Origin of the sequence: Nocardiopsis sp. SBT366 (genome assembly GCF_001083815.1) — a bacterium.
Taxonomy (GTDB): domain Bacteria; phylum Actinomycetota; class Actinomycetes; order Streptosporangiales; family Streptosporangiaceae; genus Nocardiopsis; species Nocardiopsis prasina.
In genome coordinates this window covers 36,612-57,066 of the sequence record NZ_LAVM01000018.1, presented here as the reverse complement: position 1 = coordinate 57,066, position 20,455 = coordinate 36,612, and the positions used below count along the sequence as shown (strand labels likewise).

Sequence of the window (20,455 nt, the reverse complement as noted above, 5' to 3'; positions counted from 1 at the left end):
TCCGCCCTATCCGTTCCCGGCGGCGGTGCCGGGGAGGTCGATGTCGGTCCACCGGGCGCCGACGGGGCGCAGGTGGACGGTGCGGGTGTCGTCAAGGTGGCGTTCGATCCGGATCTCCAGGCGGTCGTCGGCCAGTCCCTCGGCCACGCCCTCACCCCACTCGACGACGGTGACCGACTCGGGGAGGGTCATGTCCAGGTCGATGTCGTCGACCTCGTCGGGGCCGCCGAGCCGGTAAGCGTCCACGTGCACGAGGGCGGGACCGCCGACCAGGGACGGGTGGATTCTGGAGATGACGAAGGTGGGCGAGGTGACCGACCCTCGCACGCCCAGGCCCTGTCCGAGCCCCTGTGTGAGGGTGGTCTTGCCCGCTCCCAGCGGCCCGGAGAGGATCAGCAGGTCCCCGGGGCGGGAGAGGGCAGCGAGGTCACGGCCCAGAACGCGCATCTCCTCGTCCGTCGCGGCGGTGACCGCGTGGACGTGGGACGCGGTGGTGGCTGTGGTGTCTGTCATCGCTCTCACAGGTAGGTCCGTGTGGTGGTCAGCGTCGGAGCGCGCCGAAGGTCCCTCTTCACCCAGGTTAGGCCGGGTGGGGAAGGTTCGTGACCGATATCGGGGAGTGCGTCAGGCCCCGCCCGCGTACTCGCGGGGCACCCTGGCGCCGATCCGCGTGATGATCTCGTACGGGATGGTGTCCAGGACGTCGGCCCAGTCCTGCGCGGTGGGCACGGCCGGGTCCGCGCTCGGGTCGCCGAACAGTACCGCGAGGTCGCCCGCCTCCACCGGGTCGTCCCCGACATCCACAACGAACTGGTCCATGCAGACTGTTCCCGCGATGGTGCGGCGGGCGCCGCCGACGAGGAGGGGGCCCCGGTTGGTGGCCGCGCGGGGCACGCCGTCCGCGTAGCCGAGCGGCACCAGGGCCAGGGTGGTCTCGTCCTTGGTGACGTAACGGTGTCCGTAGGAGACCCCGCTGCCTTCGGGGACGCGCTTGGTGAGCGCGACGCTCGACTCGAAGGTCATCGCGGGACGCAATCCGGGCACACCGAAACCCGGAATCGGGCTGAGACCATAACTCGCGATTCCGGCCCGCACGAGATCGAACCTGGCCTCGGGCAGAGTGAGCAGCGCGGCCGAGTTGGAGATGTGCCGGACCTCCGGGGTCAGGCCCGCCTTGTCCGCCACCATGAGGGCCTCGTGGAAGACGTCCAGCTGCGCCTGGATCGACGGGTGGCCGGGCTCGTCCGCGCAGGCGAAGTGCGACCACACACCGGTGACCCGGACGGCGCCCTCCTCCTCCGCGCGCGCGGCCGCCTCGACCACGGACGCCCACTCGCGCCGGGTCACGCCGCCCCGGTTCAGGCCGGTGTCCGCCTTGAGCTGGACCCGCGCGACCCGGCCCAGGCGGCGGGCCTCGGAGACCACGGTGTCCAGGACCGCGCGGTTGCTGATCCCGAGGTCGATGTCGGCCTCGATCGCCTCACCGACGGGCTCCCCCGGCGGGATGATCCAGGACATCACGGGCACGGTGATGCCCGCCTCGCGCAGCTCCAGGCCCTCCTTGATGAGCGCGGTCCCCAACCAGGAGGCACCGCCCGCGATCAGCGCACGCGCGGCGGGCAGGATCCCGTGGCCGTAGCCGTCGGCCTTGACCACCCCCATGAGGGGCGTCCCCCCGGCCAGTTCGCTGAGCAGCCGGGCGTTGGAGGCGATCGCGTCGAGATCGACGCGAGCGTGCGCGAAAGGAGCCATGACCACAGTGTTCCACGCGTGGGTTACCGCTGCGGAGCTGCGGGTATGTGGCCTACGACCGAGTTCGAGCCCTATTTTGGGGATATCGGTATGAACGAAATGGGAAGTGAACGAGCCGTCAACGTGACCCGGCTCTGGTCCGGCGGACTGGCCACCGCGGTGGTCGCCGCACTGGTCATCTTCGCGGGGACCCTGGTGGTTCGCGGGATCTTCGGCATTCCGGTGCTCGCACCGGAGGAGGCCGGACACCTCGGGGATGCCGGAACGGTCGGTTACGCGCTCCTGGCGGGGGTGGTCGCCCTGCTGGCGACCGCGCTGCTGCACCTGTTGCTGCTGTCCGCACCCCGGGCGCTCTCGTTCTTCGGCTGGATCGTCGGTCTGGCCACGGCCATCGCGGCCGTCACGCCCTTCACGCAGGGCGCCGAGATCTCCAGCCAGATCGCCACGGGCCTGATCAACCTGGTCTGCGGTATCGCCATCGCCTCGCTGCTGCGCGGCGTGGGGCGGACCGCGGTCGTCAGCCGGGTTCCCCGGCAGGCCAGGAGTGACGAGGGCCCGGCCCTGAGGCACGAGGGCGTCCTGCCCGACGTCGGACAGCGGGAGTACGACCCCACGCGCTACCGCGCGATGGAGGAGGACGCCGACTACGACGCCGCTCGCGGCCGCGCGGAGGCCCAGCGGGCGGAGGAGGACCGTGCCCGTCACGGCACGCGCGACGACTGACGGAGAACGCGACACCACCGGGGGCGGGGACCCGAGAGGGCCCCGCCCCCTTCGCGTGCCAGGATTCGCAGTGCGCGGCCTCGTCGAACCAGCCGACGCGCCCCCGCGTCGAACCGTTCGAATCGTCCGTCACGGGAGGGGCTGGAGACCATCGAGGAGTTCACTGACGGGGAGAGGGCCCTTCTCGCGCTCCTCAAAGGCAACACCGGGGCGACTCGCGGACACAAGGTGCGAACGGCCTTCGCGAGGATCGCCGAGGACACCTCGAACCTGTGGGCGTACCAGCGCCGGAACGACCCCGTGTGGTCGCAGGGTTTCCAGAAACGCTTCTCCGAGCTGATGAGGACACCCGGCAACAGGCACGGGTTCCTTGTCCACGAGGGTGAGTGCGAGATCTACGGCCTGCGGTGCAGGGGAGACGGGTTCAGCACCTTCTGCTTCCTGCGCAGCGAGATCCAGATCATCATCGACGAGTTCGTACCCTACGCCGACCTTGTCCACCCGGAGGACGTGGACTCCCTGGACATACTCGACGACGTGATCAGGGAAAGTGTCGACGACATCGTTCCCCTGGATCCGGGGGAGGCCCCCTCCTGGGTCCCAGAATCTCATTGGTGGTGGCGCGCCCCTACCCGCCACGACTGGACCCAGCGGGAGATCGACGAAAAACTCTACGACTACTACGTCGAGGACTGGGAAACCCCGTGACGTTCCAGGTGGAATAGACCAGGCTGCCCTGCGGGGCCTCCCTGACATGCCAGCCTTCACTACGATCCCCCACCAGCCTGGCTAAACCCTCAGGCACCGTCTTCACTCACCACTCGACACACCGGAGTAACCAGGACCATGGACCAGTTCAGCCCCGAGGAGCAGGCGGTACTAGAACTCCTCCGGACTAACGCGGAGGAAGCCCCCCCGGCCAGCGCCAGGAACTTCCCCGAGATCGTCGAGGGAATCATCCACCTGTGGGCGGACCACCGCCGCAACGACCGCGCGTGGCCCCCGGAATTCGTGAAGGAGACTGCCAGGCTACTGAGGAAGACGGGAAATCGTCACGGATTCTCCTTCTACTTCAACACCTGCAAGAAGTACTCCAGGCGCAGAAGGGGAGACGGTTTCCAGAGGGCCTGCTACCTCCGGAGCAGGATCCAAATCCTCACCGACGACTTCGTTCCTTTCAGCGACCTCATGCACCCGGCCGACTCCGGAGCTTTGAAAAAGGTCGACATGCTTTTTGTCGAGGACGCCCACGACATCGCACCCATCCCACCCGAGCAGATCCCCTGGTGGGTTCCCGAATCCCACTGGTGGTGGCGCACCCCCACACGACTCGACATGAGCCAGCAGGAAATCGACGAAAAGATTCACGACTACTCTCTCAGTGACTTCTACGCTGATGACGAGGAATTTCCTGAGGACACCTACCGCTAACACCGACCCCACCCTGCATGGAAACCTCGAGAGCTTCCAACATCAGAGCAACTGAGCACTGTCCCAAAACCAGCCAAAGAAGGAACACAAGAGCGGAGATTTTCATCCGCATGCAGGAATGACTCTTCACGCAGCTTTGCCGAAGCCGCCACCCCAAACCCCAGCGAAAATTTCCCCCACCGGTCCACCCCCGATCGGAGACCCATGAACTCGAAATCACCAATCCCTCAATCACCTGGCGATCCGACACCTCAGGAAATCAATGCCGAGAAACTCGCAGAGGCGCTGAAATGGTCAGGCATGAGCGAGGAAGACATATCCAGAACGAGAGGGAACACAAATCCCATAAAGCGACCATGGCAACGCCTTTCGGCTGCGGTCGTGAGAAACGACTTCCCTGAAATGGGCTCGACTGGCCCGGAAGCCGACGCCGTGAAACCTGCGATGGCCAAGGCCCTGGAGTTCGCCCTGGAGAAGGCACCTGACTTCAACGAGTGTGCCTACAGATACGAGTACTTCAAAGCCTTTTACGATGCCACACTGGAAGACGTCGAGGAGAAGTTTCACCATTTCTCCGAGATGGAGCAGCTCAAGGAGGCAACTAATCAGATCATCCATGCGGAAGAAGACATACGCCAGACGCTCAAGTCCGACATCCAAAAGCTGAACGAGAAAAGGGGCAGCACACGCGCATCTGTCGACATCACGTTAAGCAATGACGAAATCGTCGCTTCCCTTCGAAAGCAGGCCGCGCTGATCGGAATGGGCCCGGACACCTCAACGGCCTACCATGCCCGGAAGCACTATATGGAACTTCCCCCCGAGGAACGCGATGGCCTGCATCCAGTCGAGGCCTACCTCAACGGCCTGGAAAAGACCATCAAAGAAGGAGAACTGACCAACTTCAAGCGCGGCGAGAATAACGTCAATGCTTCCTTCACCAGGAATCTCCCTCCGGGCCAGGGTAAAATTCCCAAGGACGGCACCCCACAACACAACAGAATCTTTGCCGCCCTCTTCGTCAAGAAGACTGGAGACACCCGGGCTCTGACCACGCACAGCAAATCGGAGCCAGAAGGCCATGAACTGGGTTAGCCCCGGAGAGCAGGCGGTCCTCGGAGTTCTCCAGAAGAACGCGGACGATGTCCCCCCAAGCACTGCGAAGAACTTTGCCAGAATCATGGGAGATATCATGTCCCTGTGGGTGGGCAATCAGCGCCACAACCGCACGTGGTCTCCGAACTTCACGAGGGAGGCGGCAAGGCTCCTCAGGAAGGACGGGAACCGGCACGGCTTCTCCACTCTTTACGGAATCTGTCGCATGTACACCCTGCGCATCACAGGAGAGGGCTTCCCGAACGCGTGCTACTACCGGTCGAAGATCCAGATCCTCATCGATGACTTCGTCCCCTTCGCCGACCTCATGCATCCGGCCGACTCCGACAAGCTGGACGTGGTCGACGCTCTCTTCACCTCGAACGCCGACGACATCGTGCCGATCCGGCCCAAGGACATCCCTTGGTGGGTGCCGGATTCGCACTGGTGGTGGCGCGTACCCACCCGCGATGACTGGAGCGAGGAAGAGATCAACGCCAAGATCAACGACTACTACGACGACGACTGGGACTCCTGATGACCGACAACAGCTCCCCGGTGGAGAAGCGGCTCCAGCGGGATCTCGCCGAAGTGAACGCCCTTGGCAGGGCCGGCGTGCGAGTCGACCCGAGCGCCGGGCCCAAGGCCGTGGTGGGAGCTCTGCGCGCATCCGCCGACGTGCTCGGTTTCGGTTCTCCCATCGACGCCGCGACCCACGTCATGCGGCGTTTGGAAGAACTCCCCCCGGAGGAACGCGGCAACCCGATCCCCGCGTACCACGCTTCGGCCTCCGAGACCGTACGCCGGGGCAGGCCCAGGTCAGAAGGGGTGATCGACGGGACTCTGAACCTGCTCTTCGAGCGCCAGGCACCGTTGACCCCTCTGGCAACGGTCACGCTGGCGACCCGCGTGCGGATCATGGGCGACGGCACGGCCTACCTGGCTGAGCACGGCTGGCCCGCCTCCCCGTCGAAACCCGTGCACGCCTTCACCGGCAAGCCGGAAGAGTTGCTGGAACGCGCCCGGGTCGACCTCGCCGATTCGGATGTGCCCCTCGACCAGTCGTTGTTGCTGCTCTGGGGAGCCCGGATCGGTTCGCCCGACCTCGTCGGCACGCAGGAGCAACGCCTCTCGGTCGCGGAGCGTGCCGGGGTGCGCGGCGGCGAGATCCGCAGGACGCTGGCCAAGGCTGAACAGCTGGCCTCCGGCCCCGAGTGGTACGCGGCCTGCCTGTACCGCTCCATGCTGGAGAACCTGTTCGAGGGCTTCCTGGGCGCGGTGACGTTCGCCGTGGTCAAGCCGGAGGACATCGACGACGTCGACGAGGAGCTTCGACAGGGGCTGCCCCAGGCCGGGGGCGCCGTTCCCGAAGCGGTACCCACAGGCGTGCCCGAGGGGCACTGGTGGTGGCGGGCTCCGTTCACACGATCCTGATCCGTGGAGGCGGGGTCTGTGAGGCCCCGCCCCGTCAGGCGCCCATGACGAGGGACTCGGCGTGTTCGGGGCTCAGGCAGTGCTCGATGACCATGACCGCTGCGCCGATCACGCCCGCGCTCTCCCCGGCCTTCGACGAGGCGATGCTGAGGTTCTCCGTGGCCAGCGGCAGCGAGCGCTGGTAGATGACCTCGCGCACCCCCGCGAGCAGGTGGTCCCCGGCCGTGGCGAGCGCGCCACCGATGACGATCACCGACGGGTTGAACATGTTGACCGAGGCGGCCAGGACCTCGCCGACGTCGCGACCGGCCTGGCGCAGGGCGCGCAGCGCCGGGACGGACCCGTTGCGGGACAGCTCCACCACATCGCGGGCTCCCGAGGCGGGGACCCCCTCCGCGGTGAGGGTCTCGGCGATCGCGTGTCCGCTGGCCACCGCCTCCAGGCAGCCGGTGTTGCCGCAGCGGCACGGCCGGTCGGCGCCGTTGGGCACGTGGATGTGCCCCATGTCCCCGGCGGCTCCCTGGGCGCCCCGGTAGACGCTGCCCTCGCTGACGATCCCGCAGCCGATGCCCGTGGCCACCTTCACGAACAGCAGGTGGCTGGCGCCGGGCCAGGCGACATGGTGTTCGCCGATGGCCATGATGTTGACGTCGTTGTCCACCAGCACGGGCCGGTCGATGCGGCCGCGCACGTGGCCGGACACGTCGAAGCCGTCCCAGCCGGGCATGATGGGCGGGTTGACCGCGCGTCCCGTGGAGTGCTGCACGGGGCCGGGCAGACCCACGCCGACGCCGAGCAGGTCCTCGGTCGCGCGTCCGGCCGACTCCAGCATGGACAGGCCGTGGTCCAGCACCCAGTCCAGGACGGGTTCGGGGCCCAGCGCGATGTCGATGTCGGCGCGGTCCTCCGCGAGCACGGTCCCCGACATGTCGGTGAGGGCGAGCCGGGCGTGGGTGGCGCCCAGGTCCGCGGCGAGCACGACGCGCGCGTCGGGGCGGAACGAGAAGGTCGTCGGCGGCCGTCCTCCGGTGGAGACGGCCTCCCCCGCCGGGCCGATGAGTCCGCTGGCCAGGAGCGCGTCCACGCGCTGGGTGACCGTGGAACGGGCCAGGCCGGTGACGGCGGCCAGTTCGGAGCGAGTGCGTGGGCGACCGTCGCGCAGCAGCCGGAGCAGGGTCCCGGCACCGGGCGCGGCTGTGGCGGCCGGGGCTCGCAGAGGTGTCGCCCCCGGTCCCCCCGGGGCTGTCAGCGCGTCTTCCGTCATGGGACCAGTGAAGCACAGGATCTATTGAGTGGCCGTCATCCATCTATTTTGTCCACAACCGGCAACTTATGCTTGACCTTCGACATAAGTCAGACGTAACGTCTCGGACATGTCAGTGAAAAAAGTCACAGGTCTGGGTGATTCGCCAACGCCCGGACTGACAGCCCCCTCGGCCTATCGAGCAGCGGTGATCGGCACCGGCTTCATGGGACGCGTCCACACCCACGCCGTCCGCGCCTCAGGCGGCGAGGTCGTCGGGGTGGCCGGATCCTCCCCCGGCAAAGCCGAGGACTTCCGCGCCGCGCACGGCCTCCCCCGAGCCCACGCCGACGCCCTCAAACTCATCCACCGATCCGACGTCGACGTGGTGCACGTGTGCACCCCCAACCACCTGCACGCCCCCCTCAGCCGGGCGGCCCTCGCAGCCGGAAAACACGTGGTCTGCGAGAAGCCCCTGGCCACCGATGCCGAGACGGCCCGCAGCCTCACGCAGGCCGCGCACGAGGCCGACCGCGTGGCCGTCGTCCCCTTCGTCTACCGCTTCCACCCCATGGCCCGCGAGGCCCGCGCCCAGGTGGCCGCGGGCGCCGTCGGCCGGGTCGGACTCGCCCACGGCGGCTACCTCCAGGACTGGCTCCTCTACCCCCAGGAGGACAACTGGCGGGTGGACCCGGAGATCGGCGGCCCCTCCCGGGCCTTCGGCGACATCGGCTCCCACTGGTGCGACATGCTGGAGTTCGTCACCGGCGACCGCATCACCGCCGTCAGCGCCCAGACCTCCCGTTTCAACGAGCACCGGGGCGAGGGAGGAGGCCGCGCGGTCACTACGGAGGACCTGGTGACCTTCCAGTTCTCCACAGCGGGCGGAGCCGTCGGCAACGCCGTGATCAGCCAGGTCTCCCCCGGCCGCAAGAACCAGCTCGTGCTCGAGGTCTCCGGCACCGAGGGGTCGCTCCGCTTCGACCAGGAACGGCCCGAGACCCTCTGGGCGGGCGGGCGCGACCGCACCGCGATCATCTCCCGTGACGACCCCGATCTCAGCCCGGACGCCGCCCGTCTGGTCACCCTTCCGGTGGGCCACCCCCAGGGCTACCAGGACTGCTTCAACGCCCTGGTCAAGGACACCGGCTCCGCCGTGGCGGGCGGGGAACCCGAGGGTCTTCCCGTCTTCGCGGACGGTCTTCGGGCAGCCGTGCTCGCCGAGGCGGTGTTGGAGTCGGCCCGGGAACGCCGCTGGGTCGACGTGCCCCCGGTCGAGTCCCGGACGGGGCACTGATGGCCGCCCCAAGGGTCGGCCTCGTCCAGGTTTGTACGAATAGCCGATACGCCCTCGGTGCCGTTCACCTGGAACTGTTACGGAACGTGAACCCAGGGGCCTCAACAGGTCACTCAGAGCCCCTGTTCATCGTGACCGCCACGACGGACAATGCAGACATCGCCACGGTCGCGTCCGTGCGGCGCCCCCCGCCGCGCACGCGAACGCGGCGAGCCGTCCGTCCTGCCCACGCTCGTCCCTGCCCCCGACGAAAGGAGCCTCCGTGACCTGATCACACCGATGAGGCGGCCACCCCCCGCTTCCGAACGCGATAGCAGGTACTCCCCGACGGTTCGCACCCGCCGCACGGCCCCCCGCCGTGCACGCGAACGCGGCCACCGTCCCTGCCGTCGGCGCCGGCACGCCGCACGGACTCATCGACCCCCCACCCCCAGGTGAGGTTTCCCGTGATCAGAAGATCCCTACGAACGCTGGGCGCCCTTACGGCGAGCGTCGCGTTGGCCCTCGGGCTGACGTCGGTCCCGGCCCAAGCCGACGCGGACGAACAGGACCCGTTCACCGCGCTCATCTTCTCCAAGACCACCGGCTTCCGGCACGATTCCATCCCCTACGGCGTCGCCCTCTACGAGGCGCTCGCCGAGGAGCACGGCTTCGAGACCGAGCACTCCGAGGACTCCGACATCTTCAACCCGGAGGACCTGGCCCGCTTCGACGCGGTCATCTGGCTCTCCACCACCGGCGACGTCCTGGACGAGACCCAGCAGGCCGCGTTCGAGGAGTACGTGCAGGGCGGCGGCGGCTACGTCGGCGTCCACTCCGCCTCCGACACCCACTACGACTGGGGGTGGTACGGCGACCTGGTCGGGGCGTACTTCGCCAGCCACCCGCCCGGCACCCAGGACGCCGAGGTGATGGTCAACGACCGCACCCACCCCTCCACCTCCATGCTCCCGGCCAGCTGGGACCGGCACGACGAGTGGTACGACTACGACGTCAGCCCGCGCGGTGACGTCCACGTCCTGGCGGGCCTGAACGAGGCCTCCTACGAGGACGTCGTCGACCCCGCCGGGCAGATGGGCTTCGACCACCCGATCGCCTGGTGTCAGGTGTACGACGGCGGCAGATCCTGGTACACCGGCGGCGGCCACACCGTCGAGTCGTACTCGGAGCCGGAGTTCACCGCCCACCTCCTCGGAGGCCTCGAGTGGGCCGCCGGACAGGTCGAGGGCGACTGCGGCGCCACCCAGTGGGACAACTTCGAGAAGGTCACGCTCGCCCAGGGCGAGGAGAACGTCGGCGAGCCCATGGGCATGGCGGTGCTCCCGGACGGCCGGATCATGCACACCTCCCGCAACGGCCAGGTGTCCATGTGGTCCCCCGAGACCTACAGCACCAACGCGCTCGCGGACGTGCCCGTCTACGACCACGACGAGGACGGGCTCCAGGGCATCGCGCTCGACCCGGACTTCGAGGAGAACGGGTGGGTGTACCTGTACTACGCCCCCGTGATCGACGGCGTCCCCTCGGGTGCGGCACCGGAGAACGGCTCACCGGAGGACTTCGAGCCCTTCGAGGCGCACAACAACCTCTCCCGCTTCCAGTTCGTGGACGGTGACGAACCGTCCCTGGACCTGGAGAGCGAGCAGGTGATCCTGGAGGTCGAGGCCACCCGCGGCATGTGCTGCCACGTCGGCGGCGACATCGACTTCGACCCGGACGGCAACCTCCTGATCTCCACCGGCGACGACACCAGCGCCTTCGGTTCGGACGGGTTCAGCCCGCACGACGAGCGGGAGAGCCGTAACCCGGCCTTCGACGCCCAGCGCGGCTCGGCCAACACCAACGACCTGCGCGGCAAGCTGATCCGCATCGCGGTCGACGAGGACGGCGGCTACGAGATCCCCGAGGGGAACCTGTTCCCGCCGGAGACCTCCGACGCCGACCTGACCCGTCCCGAGATCCTCGCCATGGGTCTGCGCAACCCGTTCCGGTTCTCCGTGGACCAGAACGACGGCAGCGTCTACCTGGCCGACTACGGACCGGACTCCCCCGTGGCCGACCCCGAGCGCGGCCCGGAGAACACGGTCACCTGGCACCACATCACGGAGCCGGTCAACATCGGCTGGCCGTACTGCATCGGGAACAACTCCGCCTATAACAAGTACGACTTCGGATCCGGCACCTCCGGGGAGCCGTTCGACTGCGACGCCCCGGTCAACGAGTCGCCGCGCAACACCGGCCTGACGGAGCTGCCCCCGGTCACTCCGGCGGCGATCTGGTACGGCTACGACGAGTCCGAGGAGTTCCCGCACCTGGGCACCGGCGGCGGCGCCCCGATGGGCGGACCGGCGTACAGCTTCGACCCGGAGCTGGAGTCGGACAACAAGTGGCCCGAGTACTACGACGGCGTCCCGCTGCTGTACGAGTGGAGCCGCCAGTGGATCAAGCAGGTGCACCTGGACGACGAGGGCGGTGTCCTCGACATCACCGAGACCGTCCCGGACATCGACCTGGCCAACCCCATGGACATGGAGTTCGGCCCGGACGGCGCCCTGTACGTGCTGGAGTACGGTTCCGGCTGGTTCGGCGGGGCCGAGGACTCGGCGATCTCCCGCATCGACTACTCCGGGTCGGGCAACAGCCCGGTGGCCCGGATCAGCAGCAGCACCACCTCCGGCCCCGCGCCGCTGACCGTGGAGTTCTCCGGTGAGAACTCCTTCCACCCCGGAGGCCTGGCCTTCGACTACGCGTGGAACTTCGGGGACGGCACGACCTCGACCGACCCCGCGCCCACGCACACCTTCGAGGAGACCGGCCGGTACAACGTCAGCCTCACCCTGACCGACACCGAGGAGCGCACGGGCACGGCCACGGTGACGATCACCGCGGGCAACACCGCGCCCAAGGTCGCCTTCGACACGCCCCGGGACGGCCAGTTCTTCGACTGGGGCGACGAGATCCCGTTCGACGTGACCGTGGAGGACGCCGAGGACGGGTCGATCGGCGACGGGATCGACTGCGGCGAGGTGGACGTCACCTCTTCGCTGGGCCACGACACCCATGCCCACCCCTGGACCCAGTACGAGGGCTGTGAGGGTGTGAGCGTCACCGGGACCGACGGCGGTCACGGCCACGACATGAACATCTTCTGGGTCCTCCAGGCCGAGTACACCGACCATGGCGGGGACGGCGTCCCGTCCCTGACCGGCAGCGACGGGATCAAGCTCAACCCGTCGCGGATGCAGGCGCAGTACTTCACCGGCAGCGAGGGAGTGGTCACCGACGCCACGGAGGACCCCAACGGGGGCCTGCGCAACCTCGGTGGCATCCACCACGGCAGCTGGGTCGCCTACGACCCGGTGAACCTCCACGGGGTCGAGCAGATCGGCTTCCGTGTGGCCTCGGAAGGGGCGGGCGGCACCATCGAGGCCCGCGCCGACTCCCCCGACGGCGAACTGGTCGGCTCGGTCGACGTCGAGCCCACCGGCGGCTGGCAGGAGTGGACCGACGTCACGATGGAGGACGTCACCGACCCCGGCGGCACGATCGACCTCCACCTGGTCTTCGTCAACGACGGAGCCGGGGACGAGGCGCTGTTCAACGTCAACTACTTCGACGTGAACGCGGACCACGACGGCGGCCACGGGGACGGGCCGGAGACCGAGCTGACCAGCCCGGACGACGGCGCGACCTTCGGGTCGGGCGAGGACGTCCCGCTCGCGGCCGACGTCACCGACCACGGTGACGCCGGGATCGAGGAAGTGGAGTTCCTCGTGGACGGGCAGGCGGTCGCCACGGTGACCGAGGGCCCCTACGAGGCCACCTGGTCCGACGTCCCCGACGGCGAGTACGCGGTCAGCGCGGTGGCCACGGACGGCGAGGGCCGCACCGGCGCCTCCGCCACCCACACCATCACGGTCGGCGACGAGCCCTCCCCCGTGGAGTGCGCGCCGCCCAACCTCGACGACGGCTACCGCGCCCTGTGGGACGGGGAGTCCCTGGACGGCTGGAACATGGCCGGTCCGGGCGGCTTCGAGATCGTCGACGACGGTGACGGGTGCGTCCTCCAGACCGAGGGCGGGATGGGCCTGCTCTGGCACGAGAACGAGCTCGGCTCCTACCGGCTCAAGCTGGACTACCTCACCCACGAGGAGTCCGACAACTCCGGTGTCTTCGTCGGCTTCCCGGACCCGGGCGACGACCCGTGGGTCGCGGTCAACGAGGGCTACGAGATCCAGATCGACCCGTACGGCGCCCCCGAGGGCGACCCCCTCACCCAGACCGGGGCCATCTACACCTTCCAGGCGGCCACCTCCCACCCGGAGGTCGTGGGCGAGTGGAACACGATGGAGATCGAGGTCGACGACCCGATGATCCGCGTGTGGATCAACGGCGAGCTGGTGAACGAGTTCGAGAGCACCGACCCCGCCCGCGACCTCTCGGCCGGGCACGTCGGGATCCAGAACCACGGCGCGAACGACCTCGTGTGGTTCCGCGACGTGCAGGTCACCGACCTGGAGGACGAGACGGAGACGTTCACGTTCGCCGAGGTCCACGAACGGGTCGGGGAACTGGCCGAGGCGGGCGCTCTGACCGCCTCCGAGGCCACCCGGCTCACCCGCCAGCTGGAGCTGGCCGAGCACAACGTGAGCGTGGGCCGGCCCGCGCAGGCCGGACGCTCACTCGACCGGTTCCGGACGACCGCCGAGACCGTGGCCGACCCCGGGACCCGAGAGGAGCTGGGACGCCTGGCCGACGGCCTCGAACACCTGACCGCAGTACCCGAGTAGTCCCGGATCAGCAGTAGCCCGACGAACCGTGGCGGGGCCGTCCCCCGGCCCCGCCACACCCCCGCGGCGTCGTTCGCACGGCACGCGCCGCCCGTCACCCGGCCAGTGTCAACCTGACAGGAGGTGCCCGTGAGCACCGACCCCTTGAGCACCAAGCAGGGGAAGTCCCCCGACCCGGAGAGCGGCCAGACCGCCCCGGACCGGACCGCGGGGGTCCACTCCGCGAACTCCAATCCCACCACCTGGTGGCTGACCGGCGGCTCAGTGCTGCTGGTCGGCGCCGTTGTCGCCGCGGTGGTGCTCTTCTTCGGAGGCGGGGACGACCAGGTCTCCCCGGACCCGGCCCGGGTGGCCGAGCTGGAGGCCTCCGCCGACGCCCGCCACGTGGACCAGGTGTCCAGCCTGATCGGCCACACCAGGGCCGCCCACGAGGAGCTGGTCCCGGCGCTGGAGTCCCTCAACGGGGTCCTGCCCGCCGACGGCTCCGCACCCTCTGACGACTTCCCGGCCGGCGAGGAGATCGACGCCTGGCTCGGCACGATCCGGGACGCCGGGGCCCACTTCGACCTCGGCGACTCCGGCCAGACCGACTTCAACGTCACCCTCGCCGGACTCGACGGCTCCGTGGACCTGCTCGGTTCGGCGGTGAGCGCCTACCAGGCCGCCTCCCAGTCCGACGGGGACCAGCAGACCGAGCTTCTGGAACTGGCCGCCGACCTGCGCGACCAGGCCGTGACGGCCTGGTCGGTGGCGGCCACCCAGCTCGACATGGTCAGCATCGACGCCGGGCACGGCCACATCCACCTGTACCTGCCCTCCGAACCGGGCAGCGGCGCCCTCCAGCCCGACGAGGCCGAGGACGGCGACGGCGCGACCGGGGACGGGCCGCCGCCCGCCCACGACGGCCACTGAGCCGGGGCCTCCAGCAGCACCAGCACGACAACCAGCAGGGGAGCACATGACACGCATCGGAGTGTGGTTGGTCGGGGCGCGCGGGTCGGTCGCCACCACGGCCGTCCTGGGCGCGCTGGCAGTGCGGGCGGGCGCCGCCGAGCGGACGGGGTGTGTGACCGAACGCCCCGAGTTCGCCGACGCGGGCCTGCCCGGCCTCGGTGACCTGGTCTTCGGCGGCCACGACCTCTCGGACACCCACCTGTCCAAGAGCGCGGAGCCGCTGGCCAGGTCGGGTGTGATTCCGCCGCACCTGCCCGAGGCCTTCGCCGAGGAGCTCGACGCGGTGGACCGGCGCGTCCGCCGGGGCGTGGAGCCCCGCCCCGAGGGGTTCGCCCGGTGTCATGTGGACCGTCTGGAACAGGACCTGCGCGCGTTCGCCGAAGGCGAGGCGGTGGAGCGCGTGGTGGTCGTGGACCTGTCCAGCACGGAGCCCGCCCCGGAGCGGGTTCCCGAGCTGGACGAACCCGAACTGCTGGAAGCGGCCCTGGACGCGGGAACCGCCCGGATCCCGGCCAGCTCGGTGTACGCCTACGCGGCCCTGCGGGCGGGGTGCTCCTTCGTGGAGTTCACCCCGAACGCGGGGCCGCGTCCGCCCGCGCTGGCGGCCCTGGCACGGGAACTGGGTCTGCCTTGGGCGGGCTCGGACGGCAAGACCGGGGAGACCCTGGTCAAGAGCGTGCTCGCGCCGATGTTCGCGGCCCGGGCGCTGCGCGTGCGCTCGTGGTCCTCCATGAACCTCCTGGGCGGTGGCGACGTCTCGACCCTCGCCGACCCCGCCAGCAACGAGAACAAGACCGCCTCGAAGGCCCGGGGGCTGGAGCACCTGCTGGGGCACCCGGTGGACGGGCCCCTGCACATCGACTACGTGCCCGACCTGGGTGACGCGAAGACCGCCTGGGACCACGTGTCCTTCGAGGGCTTCCTGGGAACCCGGATGAGCTTGCAGTTCACCTGGTCCGGCTACGACTCGGCGCTGGCGGCGCCCCTGGTCCTGGACCTGGCCCGGTTGGCCGCCCACGCCCACCGGACCGGCCGGTCCGGACCGGTCCCGGAGCTGGGCTTCTTCTTCAAGGACCCAGCTGGGAGCGACGTGCACGGGCTGGTGGCGCAGTGGGAGGCGCTCACCGCCTGGTGCGCCGCCGAGGGGACGGGGCGCGGATGAGCCGGAAGCTGAGAGCCCTGGCCCGGTTGGTGCGCCTGCCCGCCGCGTTGACCGTGCTCGGCGACTCCCTCACCGGCGCGGCCGCCGCGGGCCGGTTGGACCGGCCCGGCACGTGGGCCCTCCCCGCGGCCTCGGTGTGCCTGTACTGGGCCGGGATGGCGCTCAACGACTACGCGGACCGCGACCTGGACGCGGTCGAGCGCCCCGAACGCCCGTTGCCCTCAGGCGAGGTCACCCCGGGCGAGGCCCTGTCCGTGGCGACCGGGCTCACGGCTGCCGGGGTGGGGATCGCCGCGTTGGCCGGGGGCGGCCGCTCCGCTCTGGTGGCCACCGCCCTGGCCACCACCGTGTGGACCTACGACCTCGTCCTCAAGCCCACGCCCCTGGCCCCGCTGGGCATGGCCGTCAACCGGGGGCTGGACGTGCTGCTCGGTGCCGGTGACCGGACCGGCGCGGCCGCGCTGCCCGCGGCCGCCATGGCCGTCCACACCTACGGGGTGACGACGTTGAGCCGGGGCGAGGTCCACGGCACCCGACCGGAGGTGGCCGCCGGGGCGTTGGCCTGCACCCTGGCCGGGGCCGCAGTGGCGGCTTACCCGGCGCGCACGGCTCCCGCCACGGTGCGGGGTTCGCTGGCCGAGCTGGCGGCCGGGGCCTTCGCTGGCTCGTTCGCGGCCACCGTGGGAACGGCCCAGGCCCGGGCGTTGGCCGAACCCAGCGCGGACCACGCGCGCGCGGCGACCGGGACCGGCATCCGGGGGATGATCCCGCTCCAGGCGGCGCTGCTCTCCCGGTACGGGGCGGTGGGCACCGCGTGCGCGTTGGCCGCCGGGGCACCGGTGACCGCGCGGGCGGCGAGGGCGGTGTCGGTGACATGAGCGAGCAGCTGAGGCTGGGGTACGGGACGAACGGGTTCTGGGACCACCGGCTGGTCGACGCCCTGGCGATCATCGCCGACCTCGGTTACGAGGGGGTCGGTCTCACCCTCGACCACCCGCACCTGGACCCGTTCTCCCTGGACGTGAAGGCCCGGGTGGGGGCGGTCGCCCGCAGGCTGGACGAGCTGGGGCTGGCGGTGGTCGTGGAGACCGGTGCCCGGTACCTGCTGGACCCGCGCCGCAAGCACGAACCCACCCTGGTCTCCGACCGGGACCGCGACGTGCGGGTCGACCTGCTGCGCCGCGCGGTGCGGATCGCCCACACCCTCGGGGCGGAGGCGGTGTCCTTCTGGTCGGGCGTCCTGCCCGCCGGGGCCACGCGGGAGGAGGGGCGCGAACGGCTCCTCTCCGGCGTGGAGAAGGTCCTGGTGACGGCGGAGGAGCTCGGCGTGGACCTGGCCTTCGAGCCCGAGCCGGGCATGTTCGCCGAGCGCCTGGAGGACGTCCTGGAGCTGCGGCGCGCGCTGGGCGACCCCGCACGGCTCCGAGTGACCCTGGACGTGGGGCACGGCGTGTGCAACGAGCCCGACGGCCCCGAGGGCACGGTGGCCCGGGCCGGGGACCTGATCGCCAACGTGCAGCTGGACGACATGCGCCCACGGGTGCACGAACACCTGGAGTTCGGGGAGGGCGACCTCGACCTGGCCGGAGTGCTGGGCGCCCTCGACCGTGTCGGTTACACGGGGCTGGCTTCGGTGGAGCTGCCCCGGCACGGGCACGCCGCCCCGCTGGTCGCCGAGCGCTCCAAGCGGGCGCTGGACGCGGCCTGGTCCCGGGTGCTGGAGGAACGGGGGAAGCCGGAGTGATCAGCAGGGGCGGAGACCGAGCCGGGAGGGGAGGCACCGTGGTGGACGTCGGTGACCTGTTGGAGGGGGACGCGCGTACGAGGCTGGCCGCGTTGCGCGCCGAGGTGGCCGAGCACCCGGAGCGCGTCGCGGTGCTCTTCCCGGCCGCCGCGCGCCGGGTGGCGCGCGGCGCCGGGCCCTCCGGCGACCCCACCGGGGCGGAGGGGCCGACCCTCGACGACCTGGTGCGCGCGGACCTGCTGCGTGTGCTGGCCCGGGCGCTGCCCCCGGCGGACCTGGCCCGGGAGGTGGACGCCCTCTACGAGTACGGGGACGCCGAGGAGCGCCGCGCCGTCCTGCACGGGCTGGACCGCCTGGACACCCGGGAGCCCGAGGTCGCCGCCACCGCCCGGCGCCTGCTGGCGGACGCCCTGCGGACCAACGACACCCGTCTGGTCGCCGCGGCCGCGGCCAGCGGGGCCCAGGCCCTGCTGGACGAGCACGCCTGGCGCCAGACCGTGCTCAAGTGCCTGTTCGTCGGGGTGCCGCTGCGCCTGGTGGCGGGGGTGAACGAGCGCGCCGACGCCGAGCTGGCCCGCATGTGCGCGGACTTCGCCCGTGAACGCGAGCGCGCGGGCCGCGCGGTGCCCGCCGACGTCCACCGGGTGCTGGAGCGCTTCCCCCGGACCACCGGCCCGGACCGCCCACAGGGTCCGACCCCCCGCTCATAGGAGGCGTCATGCGTATCTTCGACCCGCACATCCACATGACCTCGCGGACCACCGCCGACTACCAGGCGATGCACGACGCCGGCGTGCGGGCCCTGGTGGAGCCCGCGTTCTGGCTGGGGCAGCCGCGCACCAGTGTGGGCTCCTTTCGCGACTACTTCGACGGCCTGGTCGGCTGGGAGCGCTTCCGGGCAGCCCAGTTCGGTATCCGCCACCACTGCACGATCGCGCTCAACCCCAAGGAGGCCAACGACCCCCGCCTGGCCGGGGTGCTCGACCTCCTCCCCCGCTACCTGGCCAAGGACGGAGTGGTGGCCGTGGGCGAGGTGGGGTTCGACTCGCGGACCTCCGAGGAGGAGAAGGCCTTCCGGCACCAGCTGGAACTGGCTCGGGAGTTCGGTCTGCCGGTGCTGGTGCACACCCCGCACCGGGACAAGGTCGAGGGCACCCGGCACACCCTGCGGCTGGTCGAGGAGTCGGGGATCGCCCCGGAGATGGTCCTGGTGGACCACCTCAACGAGACCACCGTGGAGATGGTGCGCGACTCAGGCTGCGTGCTGGGCTTCTCCATCTACCCGGACACCAAGATGTCCCCGGAGCGGATGGTGCGCGTGCTGTCCGAGTGGGGTCTGGACCGCATGGTGGTGAACTCGGCGGCCGACTGGGGGCACAGCGACCCGCTGACCACCCTCTACACGGGTCAGCGGATGCTGGAGGCCGGATTCACCGAGGACGACGTGGACCGCGTGCTGTGGCGCAACCCCGTGGAGTTCTACGGGCGCAGCGGCCGCCTGCTGCTGGAGGAGGACACGGGACCGGCGGCCGGAGCCACCTTCTCGGGCAACTCGATCCTGCGCGGCGAACGCCCGGAGGTGGAGCCGCCGGAGGGCGCTGCGGAGGACCCGCGAGGGGGCGCCGAATGAGGTTCCGGCACCCCGACGGCACCGTCGTCCACCTCGCCTACTGCACCAACGTGCACCCGGCCGAGGACCTGGACGGCGTCCTGCGCCAGATCCGGGTGTTCGGCGGCGGGGTCCGCGCGGCCCTGGACACCGACCTGCTCGGGCTCGGCCTGTGGCTGCCCGCGCCCCTGGCCCGCGAACTGGCCCGCTCCCCCGCGCTCACCGACCGGCTGCGCGCGGGTCTGGCGGCTGCCGGGCTGGAGACCGTCACGCTCAACGCGTTCCCCTACACGGGGTTCCACGCGCCCGTCGTCAAGCACGCCGTGTACTCCCCCGACTGGACCGAGCGGGCCCGCCTGGACTACACCGTGGACTGCGCGCGGGTGCTGGCCCGGCTCATGCCCGACGACGCCGCACGGGGCAGCGTCTCCACCCTGCCCCTGGCGTGGCGGGAGCCATGGGACACCGGGCGCCAGGCCGCGGCGCGAGCGCACCTCACCGAACTCTCCGCCGTGCTGGACGGGCTGGCCGACGCGGGGCGCCCGGTCCGGGTGGGCCTGGAACCCGAACCCGGCTGCGCCGTGGAGACCACACGGGACGCCGCCCGGCTCCTCGCCGACCCGCCCCCGCACGTGGGCGTGTGCCTGGACACCTGCCACCTGGCCGTGGAGTTCGAGGAACCGGGCGCCGCGCTGGACCGTCTGGCCCGGGCCGGACTCCCGGTGGTCAAGACCCAGGCGTCTGCCGCCGTGGAGGCGCCCGACCCGACCGCCCCCGGGACCCGCGCCGCCCTCACCGCCTTCGCCGAGGACCGGTTCCTGCACCAGACCCGGGAGCTGGACGAGGGTCGCACCCGGGCCCGGGACGACCTGCCCGAGGCCCTCGATGGTCCCCGTCCCCTGGACGGCCGGGGCCCCTGGCGCACCCACTTCCACGCGCCCCTGCACTCCCCGGCCGCCGCTCCCCTGCGCGGCACCACGGACCACCTCGACCGGACCCTGTCCCGCCTGTTCGGCCCCGACAGCGCCCGCACCGACCACGTGGAGGTGGAGACCTACACCTGGACGGTGCTCCCCGAGGACCGGCGGCCGGTCGGCGAGGAGGGGCTGATCGCCGGGATCGCCGCCGAACTGGCCTGGGCCCGGGACCGGCTCACCGCACTCGGGCTCACCCCGCTCTGACGGCCCACCAAGGCACGCCACGGCCCACCAAGGAAGGGAC

At 70.5% G+C, this 20,455-nt stretch carries 18 protein-coding genes; 15 read left to right on the top strand and 3 right to left on the bottom strand.

The features are described 5' to 3' along the window. Window positions 1-6 precede the first annotated feature (6 nt). Together tsaE and alr are read right to left on the bottom strand one after the other, a co-directional pair. Window positions 7-513, bottom strand: coding sequence for a tRNA (adenosine(37)-N6)-threonylcarbamoyltransferase complex ATPase subunit type 1 TsaE (tsaE, locus tag ADX84_RS07835; protein WP_049569765.1), 507 nt, complete (start codon window positions 511-513; stop codon window positions 7-9). Between the two features lie 111 nt (window positions 514-624). Beyond that, on the bottom strand, window positions 625-1,752 hold the full coding sequence (gene alr, locus ADX84_RS07830) for an alanine racemase (RefSeq protein ID WP_049569763.1): 1,128 nt from the start codon (window positions 1,750-1,752) through the stop codon (window positions 625-627). Window positions 1,753-1,842: 90 nt separating this feature from the next. On the opposite strand from alr, the gene ADX84_RS07825 reads away from it, so the two are divergent. The 6 genes from ADX84_RS07825 to ADX84_RS07800 all read left to right on the top strand — a co-directional run bounded on the left by ADX84_RS07825 (window position 1,843) and on the right by ADX84_RS07800 (window position 6,435). Beyond that, the gene (locus tag ADX84_RS07825; protein WP_049569760.1) at window positions 1,843-2,475 is read left to right on the top strand and encodes a DUF6069 family protein; all 633 of its coding nucleotides are present in this window, start codon (window positions 1,843-1,845) and stop codon (window positions 2,473-2,475) included. A gap of 228 nt (window positions 2,476-2,703) precedes the next feature. Beyond that, window positions 2,704-3,183: a hypothetical protein gene (locus tag ADX84_RS07820; protein WP_049569758.1), complete on the top strand. Its 480-nt coding sequence runs from the start codon at window positions 2,704-2,706 to the stop codon at window positions 3,181-3,183. A 138-nt stretch (window positions 3,184-3,321) separates the two neighbouring features. Next, window positions 3,322-3,906, top strand: a complete 585-nt coding sequence (locus ADX84_RS07815) for a hypothetical protein (RefSeq protein ID WP_049569755.1) — start codon at window positions 3,322-3,324, stop codon at window positions 3,904-3,906. A 204-nt stretch (window positions 3,907-4,110) separates the two neighbouring features. Beyond that, the gene (locus ADX84_RS07810) at window positions 4,111-5,001 is read left to right on the top strand and encodes a hypothetical protein (RefSeq protein WP_156208042.1); all 891 of its coding nucleotides are present in this window, start codon (window positions 4,111-4,113) and stop codon (window positions 4,999-5,001) included. Between the two features lie 226 nt (window positions 5,002-5,227). Beyond that, window positions 5,228-5,539: a hypothetical protein gene (locus ADX84_RS07805; protein WP_049569750.1), complete on the top strand. Its 312-nt coding sequence runs from the start codon at window positions 5,228-5,230 to the stop codon at window positions 5,537-5,539. Then, window positions 5,539-6,435: a hypothetical protein gene (locus ADX84_RS07800; protein WP_049569747.1), complete on the top strand. Its 897-nt coding sequence runs from the start codon at window positions 5,539-5,541 to the stop codon at window positions 6,433-6,435. The genes ADX84_RS07805 and ADX84_RS07800 overlap by 1 nt, the downstream gene beginning before the upstream one ends. 34 nt (window positions 6,436-6,469) lie before the next feature. On the opposite strand, the gene ADX84_RS07795 is transcribed toward ADX84_RS07800, so the two are convergent. Beyond that, window positions 6,470-7,699, bottom strand: a complete 1,230-nt coding sequence (locus tag ADX84_RS07795; RefSeq protein WP_049569744.1) for an ROK family transcriptional regulator — start codon at window positions 7,697-7,699, stop codon at window positions 6,470-6,472. Window positions 7,700-7,814: 115 nt separating this feature from the next. Here ADX84_RS07795 and ADX84_RS07790 point away from each other — a divergent pair, with 115 nt between their 5' ends. The 9 genes from ADX84_RS07790 to eboE all read left to right on the top strand — a co-directional run bounded on the left by ADX84_RS07790 (window position 7,815) and on the right by eboE (window position 20,415). Beyond that, on the top strand, window positions 7,815-8,975 hold the full coding sequence (locus ADX84_RS07790) for a Gfo/Idh/MocA family protein (protein ID WP_049569741.1): 1,161 nt from the start codon (window positions 7,815-7,817) through the stop codon (window positions 8,973-8,975). A gap of 446 nt (window positions 8,976-9,421) precedes the next feature. Beyond that, entirely contained in the window at window positions 9,422-13,765 is a 4,344-nt protein-coding gene (locus ADX84_RS07785; RefSeq protein ID WP_049569738.1) for a ThuA domain-containing protein, read from the top strand. Window positions 13,766-13,894: 129 nt separating this feature from the next. Beyond that, complete coding sequence (locus ADX84_RS07780; protein ID WP_199776507.1) at window positions 13,895-14,677, top strand: hypothetical protein; 783 nt, start codon at window positions 13,895-13,897, stop codon at window positions 14,675-14,677. 46 nt (window positions 14,678-14,723) lie between these two features. Beyond that, complete coding sequence (locus ADX84_RS07775) at window positions 14,724-15,881, top strand: inositol-3-phosphate synthase (protein ID WP_049569734.1); 1,158 nt, start codon at window positions 14,724-14,726, stop codon at window positions 15,879-15,881. After that, a complete protein-coding gene (locus ADX84_RS07770; RefSeq protein ID WP_049569819.1) occupies window positions 15,878-16,759 on the top strand; it encodes an SCO3242 family prenyltransferase in 882 nt (293 codons plus the stop codon). The genes ADX84_RS07775 and ADX84_RS07770 overlap by 4 nt, the downstream gene beginning before the upstream one ends. After that, entirely contained in the window at window positions 16,756-17,625 is an 870-nt protein-coding gene (locus ADX84_RS07765; RefSeq protein WP_049569816.1) for a sugar phosphate isomerase/epimerase, read from the top strand. Before ADX84_RS07770 ends, ADX84_RS07765 begins: the two co-directional genes overlap by 4 nt. A 38-nt stretch (window positions 17,626-17,663) precedes the next feature. Then, the gene (locus tag ADX84_RS07760) at window positions 17,664-18,335 is read left to right on the top strand and encodes an EboA domain-containing protein (protein ID WP_234003866.1); all 672 of its coding nucleotides are present in this window, start codon (window positions 17,664-17,666) and stop codon (window positions 18,333-18,335) included. An 8-nt stretch (window positions 18,336-18,343) separates the two neighbouring features. Further along, complete coding sequence (locus ADX84_RS07755; protein ID WP_049569731.1) at window positions 18,344-19,255, top strand: TatD family hydrolase; 912 nt, start codon at window positions 18,344-18,346, stop codon at window positions 19,253-19,255. Next, window positions 19,252-20,415 carry a metabolite traffic protein EboE gene (gene eboE, locus ADX84_RS07750; protein ID WP_049569727.1) on the top strand — a complete coding sequence of 388 codons (1,164 nt, stop codon included), beginning with the start codon at window positions 19,252-19,254 and terminating at the stop codon, window positions 20,413-20,415. The genes ADX84_RS07755 and eboE overlap by 4 nt, the downstream gene beginning before the upstream one ends. Window positions 20,416-20,455 lie beyond the last annotated feature (40 nt).

Excerpts from the sequence above, each read along its gene's own strand:
- tsaE (WP_049569765.1), bottom strand. The coding sequence starts at position 513 with ATGACAGACACCACAGCCACCACCGCGTCCCACGTCCACGCGGTCACC.
- alr (WP_049569763.1), bottom strand. The coding sequence starts at position 1,752 with ATGGCTCCTTTCGCGCACGCTCGCGTCGATCTCGACGCGATCGCCTCC.
- ADX84_RS07825 (WP_049569760.1), top strand. The coding sequence starts at position 1,843 with ATGAACGAAATGGGAAGTGAACGAGCCGTCAACGTGACCCGGCTCTGG.
- ADX84_RS07815 (WP_049569755.1), top strand. The coding sequence starts at position 3,322 with ATGGACCAGTTCAGCCCCGAGGAGCAGGCGGTACTAGAACTCCTCCGG.
- ADX84_RS07810 (WP_156208042.1), top strand. The coding sequence starts at position 4,111 with ATGAACTCGAAATCACCAATCCCTCAATCACCTGGCGATCCGACACCT.
- ADX84_RS07805 (WP_049569750.1), top strand. The coding sequence starts at position 5,228 with ATGTACACCCTGCGCATCACAGGAGAGGGCTTCCCGAACGCGTGCTAC.
- ADX84_RS07800 (WP_049569747.1), top strand. The coding sequence starts at position 5,539 with ATGACCGACAACAGCTCCCCGGTGGAGAAGCGGCTCCAGCGGGATCTC.
- ADX84_RS07795 (WP_049569744.1), bottom strand. The coding sequence starts at position 7,699 with ATGACGGAAGACGCGCTGACAGCCCCGGGGGGACCGGGGGCGACACCT.
- ADX84_RS07775 (WP_049569734.1), top strand. The coding sequence starts at position 14,724 with ATGACACGCATCGGAGTGTGGTTGGTCGGGGCGCGCGGGTCGGTCGCC.
- ADX84_RS07770 (WP_049569819.1), top strand. The coding sequence starts at position 15,878 with ATGAGCCGGAAGCTGAGAGCCCTGGCCCGGTTGGTGCGCCTGCCCGCC.
- ADX84_RS07765 (WP_049569816.1), top strand. The coding sequence starts at position 16,756 with ATGAGCGAGCAGCTGAGGCTGGGGTACGGGACGAACGGGTTCTGGGAC.
- ADX84_RS07755 (WP_049569731.1), top strand. The coding sequence starts at position 18,344 with ATGCGTATCTTCGACCCGCACATCCACATGACCTCGCGGACCACCGCC.
- eboE (WP_049569727.1), top strand. The coding sequence starts at position 19,252 with ATGAGGTTCCGGCACCCCGACGGCACCGTCGTCCACCTCGCCTACTGC.